This window comes from Acinetobacter bereziniae LMG 1003 = CIP 70.12 (assembly GCF_000368925.1).
Lineage (GTDB): Bacteria > Pseudomonadota > Gammaproteobacteria > Pseudomonadales > Moraxellaceae > Acinetobacter > Acinetobacter bereziniae.
In genome coordinates this window covers 1,677,516-1,689,791 of the sequence record NZ_KB849756.1, presented here as the reverse complement: position 1 = coordinate 1,689,791, position 12,276 = coordinate 1,677,516, and the positions used below count along the sequence as shown (strand labels likewise).

Annotated in this window: 10 protein-coding genes; 5 read left to right on the top strand and 5 right to left on the bottom strand. The window is 37.7% G+C overall.

From position 1 onward, the window contains the following. Positions 1-89 precede the first annotated feature (89 nt). The 4 genes from secB to rsgA form a co-directional block, all read right to left on the bottom strand. Positions 90-548, bottom strand: a complete 459-nt coding sequence (gene secB / locus F938_RS17640; protein ID WP_004825088.1) for a protein-export chaperone SecB — start codon at positions 546-548, stop codon at positions 90-92. A 32-nt stretch (positions 549-580) separates the two neighbouring features. Continuing rightward, positions 581-838: a glutaredoxin 3 gene (grxC, locus tag F938_RS17635; protein ID WP_004825086.1), complete on the bottom strand. Its 258-nt coding sequence runs from the start codon at positions 836-838 to the stop codon at positions 581-583. 16 nt (positions 839-854) lie between these two features. Further along, on the bottom strand, positions 855-1,265 hold the full coding sequence (locus F938_RS17630; protein ID WP_004825084.1) for a rhodanese-like domain-containing protein: 411 nt from the start codon (positions 1,263-1,265) through the stop codon (positions 855-857). A gap of 91 nt (positions 1,266-1,356) precedes the next feature. After that, the gene (gene rsgA / locus F938_RS17625; RefSeq protein WP_005033936.1) at positions 1,357-2,415 is read right to left on the bottom strand and encodes a ribosome small subunit-dependent GTPase A; all 1,059 of its coding nucleotides are present in this window, start codon (positions 2,413-2,415) and stop codon (positions 1,357-1,359) included. A gap of 124 nt (positions 2,416-2,539) precedes the next feature. Here rsgA and orn point away from each other — a divergent pair, with 124 nt between their 5' ends. The 5 genes from orn to F938_RS17600 all read left to right on the top strand — a co-directional run bounded on the left by orn (position 2,540) and on the right by F938_RS17600 (position 11,725). After that, entirely contained in the window at positions 2,540-3,097 is a 558-nt protein-coding gene (gene orn, locus F938_RS17620) for an oligoribonuclease (RefSeq protein WP_005033934.1), read from the top strand. A gap of 1,001 nt (positions 3,098-4,098) precedes the next feature. After that, a complete protein-coding gene (locus tag F938_RS17615) occupies positions 4,099-4,833 on the top strand; it encodes a Bax inhibitor-1/YccA family protein (protein WP_005033931.1) in 735 nt (244 codons plus the stop codon). Between the two features lie 158 nt (positions 4,834-4,991). Next, a complete protein-coding gene (locus tag F938_RS17610) occupies positions 4,992-5,795 on the top strand; it encodes an enoyl-ACP reductase FabI (protein WP_005033929.1) in 804 nt (267 codons plus the stop codon). Between the two features lie 173 nt (positions 5,796-5,968). Continuing rightward, positions 5,969-8,755 (top strand): type VI secretion system Vgr family protein, encoded by a 2,787-nt coding sequence (locus F938_RS17605; protein ID WP_005033927.1) that lies wholly within the window; start codon positions 5,969-5,971, stop codon positions 8,753-8,755. Positions 8,756-8,758: 3 nt separating this feature from the next. Further along, on the top strand, positions 8,759-11,725 hold the full coding sequence (locus F938_RS17600) for a hypothetical protein (protein ID WP_005033925.1): 2,967 nt from the start codon (positions 8,759-8,761) through the stop codon (positions 11,723-11,725). Positions 11,726-11,853: 128 nt separating this feature from the next. Here the strand turns inward: F938_RS17600 and F938_RS17595 are convergent. Continuing rightward, positions 11,854-12,276, bottom strand: a 423-nt coding sequence (locus F938_RS17595; RefSeq protein ID WP_005033923.1) for an SUMF1/EgtB/PvdO family nonheme iron enzyme, incomplete at its 5' end; no start/stop codon positions are given.

The window sequence follows — 12,276 nt, the reverse complement described above, 5'->3', positions numbered from 1 at the left end:
TTTGTGAAATTTGAGTGAACTTTATTTTACTGATTCGGCAATAAAAAAGACCGCACAAAGCGGTCTTTTCAAACTTAAAATCTAAGAAATTAAGCTTGACCTTCAGCAGCAGCGGCTTGAGCGCGCTCCATATTTGCTTCGAACTCAGCATCAAAATTGATTGGCGTAAGAAGTAATTGTGGGAAGCTACCTTTAGTCACAAGATCGTTCACAGCTTCACGTAAGAATGGGAACAGAATGTTCGGGCAGTATGCACCTAGGATGTAAGGAAGGCGATCTTCTTCGATACCATCAATCAAGAAAATACCTGATTGTGTAACATCCACGATAAATGCTGTATCACCTGCATTATTTGCTTGAACCACGACTTTTAACGATACTTCAAAGTGTGTTGCATCAACTTTTTCAGCAGCAGAAGACAAGTTGATGTTTAATTCAGGTTGCCATTCTTTCGTAAAAACTTGAGCGCCAGGTACTTCAAAAGAAATGTCTTTTGTATAAATACGTTCTAAAGCTAGTTGTGGTTGAGCTTGTTGTTCTTCACTCATTCTTTATTCCTTAAATTTTAAGAAGTGATTAATTACGCAAGTAATTCATCGAGTTTGCCCGCTTTTTCTAAAGCATAAAGCTGGTCGAAACCACCGATGAATTCATTATTAATAAAAATCTGTGGCACAGTACGGTGCTTGGTTTGCTGGATTAGCTCAGTCTTAACCTCAGGTGCTTCTTGATCGAGATTAATTTCGGTAAAAGCAACACCTTTACGCTCAAGCAGAGATTTTGCACGTACACAGTATGGGCAGAAAGTTGTTGAATAAACTTTTACTTCAGCAGACATGTTGAGCTCCTTAAGCTTATTTTTTAGCTTTAACTAATGGCAAGCCTTGGGCTTTCCAGTTACTAATACCACCATCTAGACGATAACTGTCTGCATGACCGACTTGTTGCAAGGCACTACCTGCCACTTGACCTAAGTTACAGATAAAGACTAAAGGGCGATCTGCAGTTTTCAATTCTTCAATATGACTGGCAATTTGGCTGTATGGAATATTGCGGCTACCACTGACATGACCTTCGCGAAAATCTTTCGCATCACGTAAATCAATCAGCATTGCATTTTTGGCTTTCACCAAAATACCAAGGGATTGTGGTGAAATTTTACGACCACTACGTTGTCCTTCAAAAATAAAGAACAAGACAATGAGTGCCCCTAAAATACCAAATAAGAAGGGGTGATTCCCCATAAACTCAAACCAACGTTCCACAAGTCACCTAATTACAATCAAAAACTGCGTCGAGTATAGCGTATATATATGGTGATCAAAATCACCGCTTCAAGGTTATCGCAGAAGAAATTTAATTTTTTTGTTGCGCATCAGTGATTTCTTCAATTAAGCGCAAATAACTTTCCAGACGTCTGGCTAGTATTTCACCATCATCCACTGCTTTTTTAACCGCACATTGCTTTTCATGGGTATGCGTGCAATTACGATATTGACAATGTCCAATCAAGTTGGAGATTTCGGGAAAACCAGCATCAATTTTTTCAAGGCTTAGATGCCACAGTCCAAACTCACGGATTCCTGGTGAGTCAATCAATGCACCATTTTCACCAAAGCGAATTAAACGTGTTGATGTTGTCGTGTGTTGTCCAAGTGCTGAGTTTTCAGAAATGATGTTGGTTTTCTGTTCTGCATCGGGAACAATAACATTAATCAATGTACTTTTGCCTACACCCGATTGACCTACAAAAGCGACGGTTTCATTGTCTAAACGTTGCTTCAGTTCGCTAATATCGCCTTCAGACTGTGTGATCAACACTTCATAGCCCAAGTCTTGATACTCTTTGATGAGATCTAAAATTGGGTCACTGTCTTTGAGTAAGTCGGATTTGTTCAAAACCAAGAGCACAGGAATATTGGCATCTGCACAAGCCACCAAATAACGATCAATTAAGGTAGGTGCAGGTTCTGGTAAAGGCGCAAAAACAATCACGATCAAGCTGATATTGGCTGCCACAGGTTTGACCTTGTGATAACGGTCTGGGCGAGTTAACAGTGATGTTCTCGGGTGAATAGCTGTGATAATGCCTAAACCAGTATTGGGGTCTGCCTGCCATTTAACTTTATCCCCTGTGACCAACAATTCAAGATTGGTACGGGTATGACAACGCCAGACACTGCCGATTTCAATCGGTTTCCAAAAGGGTTCAGGTTCGCCTGCTTGAACAATAGGTTTTTGTGGATGTTGAGCGGGTGTAGAAAGGGCTTGTACTTCGAGTTGTCGTCCATAATGCTGAACAACCAGACCTTCTAGGTCGTTGGAAGTGTCGATTTCTTCTTGACGTGTTTTATGTTGTTTCTGAATGCGGCGTTGCTGCTGTTCAGTCAAACGACGTTTACGAATTAAAGCCATTCATGTCCTAAAAAAACCTTGAAAATGAGAAGGCAAAAATACCATGATGAGCGAATGAATTACAGCGCAGAAGTAAGAAATTTGCTACTATTCATTTTTTTATTGACCTAATAAGATTGACTCTATGAGCAGTACACAGGATACCCGCTTAATTTGGATTGACCTCGAGATGACAGGTCTAGATACTGATAATGACAAGATCATTGAAATCGCAACCATTGTGACAGATGACCATTTAAATATTTTGGCGGAAGGTCCAGTACTTGCAGTGCATCAATCAGATATTATTCTCAATGCAATGGATGAGTGGAATACCAAACAACATGGTCAGTCAGGTTTGATCGAACGTGTACGTCGCAGTAAACTCACAGCGCAAGATGCGGAACAACAAACCTTAGAATTTTTAAAGAAATGGGTCAGTCCGAAATCATCACCGATGTGTGGTAATTCAATCTGCCAAGATCGCCGCTTTATGCATCGTTTAATGCCAGAGCTTGAGCAATTTTTCCATTATCGTAATTTGGATGTATCTTCTGTTAAAGAGTTGGCAAAACGCTGGAGACCAGAAATTATGAGTGGTCTTAAGAAAAATGCATCACATTTGGCGATGGATGATATTCGCGACTCAATCGCAGAATTAAAATACTACCGTCAATATTTCTTTATTGAGAATAAAGATTAAGCCAGTTTTGGTCAGATGATCGGCTAGGGTACTCCCCCTAAGCTTGTTGCTGTTGCTCTTTGGTATTCAAAGAGCAACATCGTCTGACTATATTGGATTGGTTTATTCAGTCAAGTTATGCCTACATCGTTGATATAAAATTTTCAATCTCAACATCGCTCGTGTAAGTTATCGTCAATCTGTTGAAAATTTATACATTAAATATAATTTCAATAGATCAATAAAATCAATGCTACGAACATTTTGTTGAATAATATAAAGCTTTTAATGCCCCCGCTTTATTGTTAAAGTTTAAATAGATTTGCGTAGGCGATGTTTTACTTTTCAGAGACGAAAAGATAACAAAAATCTTTTTTCGGTCAAAGGGGATATCCATATCGCCAACCGCGATAGCGACATCGTCTGACTAATATTGGATTGGTTTATTCAGTCAAGTTATGCCTACATCGTTAATATAAAATTTTCAATCTCAACATTGTTCGTGTAAGTTACAGTCAATCTGTTGAAAACTTATACAGTAAAATATAATTTCAATAGATCAATAAAATCAATGCTACGAACATTTTGTTGAATAATATAAAGCTTTCAATGCCCCGCTTTATTGTTAAAGTTTAAATAAGCTGAGTTTGATCTAAAAATCTTGATAAAACATGAGACTCGGAAAGGTTATCCGCAATATGTGAGGAGATAACATGGCTTTACTGAAATACGTTCAGTCTCATCATGGATTGGGCTTTATCGGGTTTAAACTCATCTAATCATTTATTTATAACAAGTTTATTCATCTTTCAATTGTTAGATATAAACTGATATATGTATATATCAGATTGAAACAAGGGAATTTTTAATCTCTTTTTTACTATGAATTTTGATTTTTTAAGCTATACTGAAAGCGATGTCTTCTGACAACTCGTTACAAAAAAGAGCAAGCAGTTCAAATTGTTTGCATAAAAAACGTTTTAATATCCTTTTATATTTGAATTATTACAAAGAGATTGACTATGCAAAGTAATAACCCAATTTTAACGCGTGCGGAAACGTATGCGGATTATGAACAGCCAATGACCATACAAGGCGCAATTCAAAAGTCTATTTTATTGACTGTGATTGCTGCGGTATTAGGTGTTGGAATTTTCTTTTATAGCTTTAGCACCATGAATGTAGGAATTGCATACGCTGCTACAATGGTTGGTGCAATTGGTGGTTTGATTTTAGGTTTAATTGCGACATTTAAACCGAATACAGCACGTGTGTTGGCGATTCCTTATGCATTCTTTGAAGGTGCATTTTTAGGTGGTGTTTCCGTCATCTTCCAATTGAAGTTCCCAGGTATTCCTTTACAAGCGCTTTTGGCAACTTTTGTCACAACTTTGGTGATGTTTGGTTTATATAAATTCCAAATTATCCGTGCAACTGAAAAATTTAAATCGGTTGTGATTTCAGCGTCTATCGCCATTGGTTTGGTGTTTGTGGTGCAATTCATCATGCGTTTGGCATTTGGTTCAAGCATTCCGTTCTTATTTGAAAGTAACCTGTTAGGTATTGGTTTTGCTGCATTTGTTGCCGTGATTGCTTCACTTAACTTGATCCTTGACTTTGATTTGATTGAATCTGCTGCTGCACAACGTGCGCCTAAATCATATGAATGGTTATGTGGTATTGCTTTATTGGCAACTTTGGTTTGGATGTACTATTCATTCCTACGTTTATTGAGCTTATTGCAAGGTGATGATTAATCATTGCTGATCGAGCAAAATAGATTTGATAAAGACGCACTTTTTACAGTGCGTTTTTTTATATTTTTACTAAACTTTTAAAAAAAGATGCATTATGCAATTTAGTTCTGAGCCAAGACTTGGCATTATGCTTACAAAATTAATCAAGTGAGAATTTCATGGCACAAGGACTATTGGCAGGTAAACGCTTTTTAATCGCGGGTATTGCAAGTAAATTATCCATTGCATTTGGTATTGCTCAGGCATTACACCGTGAAGGTGCAGAACTCGCATTTACTTACCCAAATGATAAATTAAAAAAACGTGTGGATGAGTTTGCAGAACAATTTGGTTCAACGCTGGTTTTTCCTTGTGATGTTGCTGTAGATGCAGAAATTGACCATGCTTTTGCTGAACTGGCAAAACATTGGGATGGTTTGGATGGTGTTGTTCACTCAATCGGCTTTGCACCTGCGCATACGCTGGATGGTGATTTTACGGACGTAACTGACCGCGAAGGCTTTAAAATTGCACATGACATCAGTGCTTATAGCTTTGTGGCTATGGCACGTGCTGCGAAACCCTTATTGCTTGCTCGCCAAGGATGTTTACTGACTTTGACCTACCAAGGTTCTGAGTCTGTGATGCCAAACTACAACGTGATGGGTATGGCAAAAGCATCTTTAGAAGCAGGTGTACGTTACTTGGCTTCGAGTCTAGGTGCAGAAGGAATTCGTGTAAATGCGATTTCAGCAGGTCCAATCCGTACTCTAGCGGCATCAGGGATTAAGTCTTTCCGTAAGATGTTAGATGCCAATGAAAAAATTGCACCACTGAAACGCAATGTGACAATTGAAGATGTTGGTAATGCGGCATTGTTCTTATGTTCACCTTGGGCAAATGGTATTACAGGTGAAATCTTGTATGTCGATGCAGGTTTCAATACTGTGGGTATGAGCCAATCCATGATGGATAGCGAATAAAGTTAAGTATATTTAACTGACTGAATTCAAAACATAAACCTCAATATTAAAATATGAATATTGAGGTTTTTTTACAATTTATTAAAAATTAACCGATCAATAAACTAGGATTCAATCGTTTTTTTTGATTAAATATAGATAAATATTAATATTATTTTAAGTTAGATAAGAAAATGAATTTTGCCAATATATTTTCGGCTTTAGAACAACTTGGATTAACCGCTCAAAAAAGAGCTTTGCACATTCAGTTTAGCAATCCTGATTTGACCGCCCAAGTGTTCTTGCAACGCATTGATGGACAACATGCCATCAATCAAGGCGTGTCTGTGGAACTGATCTGTCTTGCAACATCTGCAAATATTCCACTCAAACAATTTATCGGTTGCCAAGCTGCAATCGACCAAGTCACTGACCGCGGACAACTGTTCCGTACCACAGGCATCATTACCGAAGCTGCACAGGGACAAAGTGATGGCGCACTGACGGTCTATAAGCTCAAACTTGAGGATGCAACGTCACTGTGGCATAAACGCCGTAATAGTAGAGTGTTTCTGAATAAGTCGGTGATTCAAGTTGTTGAAATATTGCATAAAGAATGGCAACAAAGAAGTCCGCTGTTTGCTGCTAGTTTGAGTTTAGATAAAACTGGGCTGACCAAAGACTATGATATTCGACCACTCATTATGCAGAATAATGAACGAGATATAGATCTTATTCAAAGGCTTCTAGCATCGGAAGGTGTGACGAGTTTAATTGATGAAGCACAGCTTAAAGTCTCTCATTTTAATGAACCCATCCAGCCTCAAAAGCTTCGATTGATTGATGACAATACTCAATACGAAAGTTTAGAACGACGCACGATCCGCTTTCATCGAAGTTCGGCTATAGAGACTAGCGATTCGATTATCAATTTTACAGAACAACGCTCCCTTCAACCGACGTCTGTGCATATCCACCGTTGGCAAGCCGATATTCTTGAAACCGAAGAAGGTGCAGGCAATGTACAAAGCAAATATCAGCACAGTGACCAGTACGATAACGCCAGTCTAGGCTTAGAACAAGTATGGCACTTTAGTCCTGCATGGATTCCTGATCTGAATGGGGAAGATGGTGCAACGCCATCAGGCAACAGTCAGATCGAACGCTTTAACCAAAACCTTAGCAACTACTACGATGCCCAAGCCAAACAATTCACGGCAATATCGACGGTACGAGATGCGCAGGTGGGTTATCACTTTGAGCTTAATCAACATCCAAGCCTAGAGCTAAAAGATTCTGCCGATCAGCAGTTCTTGATTATCTCTAAAACGTTTTATAACCAAAATAATTTACCCAAAGACTTGAGCCATCAAGTCGACACTTTGTTAAAACAAAGTGATTGGCAACGCACCCATCTCACCGTAAACAATAGTGAAGAACGCCAAGCGAATCAGTTGGTGCTACAACGACGTAATATTACGGTTGTTCCTGAATATAATCCCTTAACTCAAAGACCCGCAGTCCATCCAATGCGAGCGAGAGTGGTTGGTCCAAGTGGAGAAGAAATCCATGTGGATGAATGGGGGCGCATCAAGGTTCGCTTCCTCTTTACCCGCAATGAAGACCACAGCCATGATGGTGGTGCAGGCTCGAATGACAATGATACCGACTCAGCTTGGGTTGATGTATTGACGCCATGGGCAGGTGAAGGTTATGGGGCACGTTTCTTACCGAGGATTGGGGAGATTGTAGTCATCGACTTCTTTGATGGCAACATTGACAGACCATTTGTGGTGGGTCGAATCCATGAAGCGCAACGCAGCCCGAGCAAGTTTGATGACAAAGGAAAGTTGCCCGATACCAAGAAATTGGCAGGGATTAAAAGTAAGGAATATCAGGGCAATGGCTATAATCAACTGAGATTTGACGATACCACCAACCAGATCAGCAGTCAGTTACACAGCAGTCATGGTGCAACTCAACTCAACCTTGGCAACCTCAGTCATCCAAAAGAGACAGATAGGAGTGAAGGGCGAGGAGAAGGCTTTGAGCTAAGAACGGATCAATGGGGTGCGGTACGTGCAGGTCAAGGCTTACTGCTGAGTAGCCATGCACAAGATGGGGCATCAGGTAATCATCTAGATACAACCGCAGCCAAAAGTCAGCTAGAAAGTAACCTGAACAATGCCAAAGCCTTAAGTGAGGTTGCCAAGAACCAACAGACTGATCCTTTAGAGGTCTTAGAACGAATCCAAGGGTTTATCAATACACTGGCTCAACAAGATCCGAAAAAAGCGGATGCATTTAAGTCCGCAGTAATGATGCTGGCTTCACCAAATTCAATTGCACTATCAAGCAATGAAGACATCCACCTCTCTGCGGATGGGCAAATCAGTCATAGTGCTGGCGGAAGCATTAATCTAAGCACACAAAAATCCTTGGTGGGGCATGCGAGTTCAAAGATCAGCCTGTTTGCAGCACAGGAAGGTGCAAGACTTTATGCTGGCAAGGGGAAAGTAGAGGTCCAAGCTCAAGATGGAGGTGCTGATTTGATCGCCCGCAAAGGCATTCAAATCATTTCGACAGAAGATACGATTTATATTATCAGTCCGAAAGAAATCAAGCTGATTGGTGATGGCTCGGAAGTGAAGCTCAATGGTTCAGGTGTATTTGCAACGACTGGTGGATTATTTGAAGTGAAATCTGGGCAGCAGAAGTTTACTAGTGGTGCAAAGGTTGAAATGAAATCTCGTGAATTCAAAGAAACGCCTTGTTATTTAACCTATGAAGCTAAAGACTTACTTGGAAATCCATTAGCGAATAAAAAGTATTTAATGATACTGCAGAATGGTGATGTTATTCAGGGTGTTACGGATAGTCAGGGTAAAACACAAAAAGTAACAACACCATCTCCTGAAAATATCTCTATTTATATAGAAGATGAAAATATTAATAGCTATAATTTAAAAATAAAGGAATAGATTGTGGAAAACTTTTTATTAAAAAATAATCAAAATGGCGATATTTTTAAAGCAAATATACAGCCAAAAAATAATAAACTCATTTTGGTTGTAAAAGATAATGTAGGTAATGTGCTTTCTGGAATAAACTATAAATTAATAGTTAAAAATTTAAGTACAATTGGTCCAAATGTACTACTACAGGACTCCTTTTCAACCAATAGCAAAGGAGAAACGAGAGCAGTATATTTTGATGCTTATTTGACTGCGGAAGTTACTATTTGGCTTGATAGTAAGAAGCCCATAACTAAAGATGATAAAAATGGTGTTTATAGAATAAAATCGGAAAGTTATAGTTATATCAGTACAAGACCAGTTTTTAATAAATCTGGTGATTTAAAAGTAAACAAGAAAGAGACGATTGTTGTAGAAAAACGAATTGATGTTTTACAGAAAGCTTTTATTTTATATCAGGTTTTTATGAGAGTAGGAGGGCAAATAAAGTATTTTCCTAAAGGTGGTTATCGAATATTTAATGAAAAAAATGAAAGATTGGATGCCTCATCAAAACAAATTAAATCCAGTGTATTGAATGAAAAATCAATATCAAATCTGTTATATACGGATCATAAAACTTATATTGAATTTGATTTGAATGGAATTAAATTTAAATCTCCATTAATGGCGCCACTAGTGACTTCAACTAAAGGGAATTTTCATCCTTTTGAAATTAAGCTAAGTAGCACGACTACAAATCCTAAAGAAACTTATACAGCGAGTTTAGGTGCTAAAACAACATTACCGATAATTATTGTACCAAAAACCAATGAAATTTATATTTTACCGATGGATGTTTTTAAGCCGTTCGATAAGTTAACTAAAGATTTTGAGAAATCTATATCTTCAATTTATAAAAATAAAAAAGATTTAGAGTTACAACTTGAAGCAAGAAATCCAACTGACATAAAAAAAATTGAAGAAAGACTGGGTATCGCAAAAAAGGACGCCCTAGACAAAATTAATGGAGAGTTTAAAAACAGTGCAGAAATCCAAGAAGTACTTGTGATCGAAGCAAGTGGAAACTCAAATGGTAATCCAAATATCTTAAGAAGATATGCCAATAAACGTAGAATCGAAGAATTAAGAACTCAACGAATAAATAAAAGCACAACTAAAATCAAGATAACCAGTGATACAAGTACAAATGCTAGAGAAGGGACAGAGGAAATAAACACATCGAATCCTCGAGAGTTTAATGATAGTTTAAAAAAATTTATAAATGGTGTAGGTGTTGAATTAGCGAGTTACAAATCAAAATCAGCGGATGAAAAAAGCATTCGAGATTTGTATTTACCAGTGTTGGGACGTGTGGGTGGAGAGTACTCTAACCAATACAATATGATGAGTGAAAATGATGAACTCACAGTAGATGCGCAGTGGATGAGATTTGTAGGTACAAATGGTACAGAGGCTACGCTTAACTTGTCTAAGGAACATTTACATGGTAAAGCTGAAGCAAAGGCGACTGCAAAATTTGTATTATTTGAGGGACGAGCAAATTGGGACTTTTTTTGGCCATCTAAATACGGTTGGAGTATTGTTTTTGATGGTGGCGATCCCATTGCGACAATTCGGGTTGTTGCTGGTGCAGCATTACAAGGATTTGCAGGTGCAAATCTAGCAATTGCAGGTCAAACGAGTGTCGCGATTGGTAACGTTGCAGGCTATCAAAAACTACAAGCAATTTCACATGATCCTAAAAAATCGATGAAAGATGCAGTGGATGCAGTAAAAGGCTTAAAAGTAGAAGTCAAAAGTAATGAAGATATACCTCCTGATGTGCTAAATAAAGCTCAAGTAGAAGTAAAAGCCTTTGCTGGCGCCCAATTAGCGCTTACTCCAAAAGTTGAATTACAGTGGTTTAATGCGAATGGAAACCCTCGTGAATCAAGTGGAGAGCCTAAGTTTGAAACATTAGCAAAAGCAGCCGTTACTGCTGGCGTGAGTGGTGGTGCAGGAGCAGAATTTAATTTTTATATGTACATTCATCCGAATGGTTCGATCAGGATCAAGTTGGCTGCCCATTTGTGTTATGGGATTGGGGCAAAAGGCGCGGTTGATTTGGAGGTGAATCCTAAAGATTTAGTATCTTTAATGCTATTTATCAAAAAGAATTTACTGAAAATGGGCTTTATGCATTTGGCCTATATTGCTGATAATTTATTTGAGCAATTGTCGCAACTTTTTGCAATGCTTGCCGCAAATAATGATTATACAATTTTAAAAAAATATTCTACCCAATTAAATAATATATCCACTTTTTTTAAGGATGTGACTGAGGATTTTAGAAAATGGACAGCGAAAATTAAATCTGAAGAAGCAAAATTGGCATGTGCTCAAAATATAAATAATAATTTACAATCATTGATTGGATTAACACCCAACTCCAAAGGGATCTTGGTATATTCTCTCTGCCATTGGAATACTCGCTGGGCACATTATGATGATTTTCCAAGTGTAGATTGGGATGGTATTCATTATTTAGATCAACGAAAAACAGCTATTGTTAATATTTTTAAATCAACGATACATGTCAACGAGTGGAAAAATATTATAGAACGAATAAATGCGGAGGGAGAAAAAATAACTGGTGGTCAGAAAAATTTAGAAAGACATATTATTAACTTTTTAGCCAGTGGTTTAAACTTGGTACGGTTTCAAATAGAAAATATTGTTTTGGCTTTAAATAATAATACCAAATATACAGGGCCTACCAATAAATGGATTAAAGACTTTATAGAAGCAAGAACAAGTTTGGAAGGAATTAAGACATGGCCTTTACCACAAATTGCTTATAATCAGGATGATAGTATTTTTAAACAAGTCAAAATTATGCAAGGATATGATGAAAATAATGAGATTCTATATTTGGCGAGTGCTAACGATAAACCATTATTCTCAGAACCTGATAATGATACATATTTAACGTAAAATATTGAGGATCTTAGGGCATAATAAATATTTCCTAAGATCCGTTTTATGGTTAAAACTGAAATTTAAAATTTCACTGAATAAAAAAATATGAGCTTAGACTTTAAACTAATGGGGTCATAGGTATTCTATTTTTGTATAGGCGTTGGACTATTGGCAGCACATCGGACTGATGTAGTGTAATAATGAGCAAAATCCTTTCCTTTTAAATCGGGTTCTTTAAACATTCTTGAAAAAGTGAAGCCAAAAGCAGTTCGAATCATATATTCATCATTAATATTGGTACTTCTAAGGACTTTAGCTGTACCAGTTTCGGGTCCTGTGGGATTTTTTTCAGATGATTTTGAGTAATAGTCAGGTGCATACCAGTCAGCGACCCATTCTAAATTTTCATTGATTAAATCATAAAAACCTAATGGAGTAGGTTGGTACGCACCTAATTGAGAAACTAAAATGATGGCATCTCCTGAAACCTTACGAGAGAAATCTTTTTGTTGTTGATAACTATTAAAGTTTTTCCCATATTCTAGTTTACCATTATCGGTGGGATA

Coding starts and splice junctions, on each gene's coding strand:
- F938_RS17615 (WP_005033931.1), top strand. CDS start 4,099: ATGCAAAGTAATAACCCAATTTTAACGCGTGCGGAAACGTATGCGGAT.
- grxC (WP_004825086.1), bottom strand. CDS start 838: ATGTCTGCTGAAGTAAAAGTTTATTCAACAACTTTCTGCCCATACTGT.
- rsgA (WP_005033936.1), bottom strand. CDS start 2,415: ATGGCTTTAATTCGTAAACGTCGTTTGACTGAACAGCAGCAACGCCGC.
- orn (WP_005033934.1), top strand. CDS start 2,540: ATGAGCAGTACACAGGATACCCGCTTAATTTGGATTGACCTCGAGATG.
- secB (WP_004825088.1), bottom strand. CDS start 548: ATGAGTGAAGAACAACAAGCTCAACCACAACTAGCTTTAGAACGTATT.
- F938_RS17610 (WP_005033929.1), top strand. CDS start 4,992: ATGGCACAAGGACTATTGGCAGGTAAACGCTTTTTAATCGCGGGTATT.
- F938_RS17605 (WP_005033927.1), top strand. CDS start 5,969: ATGAATTTTGCCAATATATTTTCGGCTTTAGAACAACTTGGATTAACC.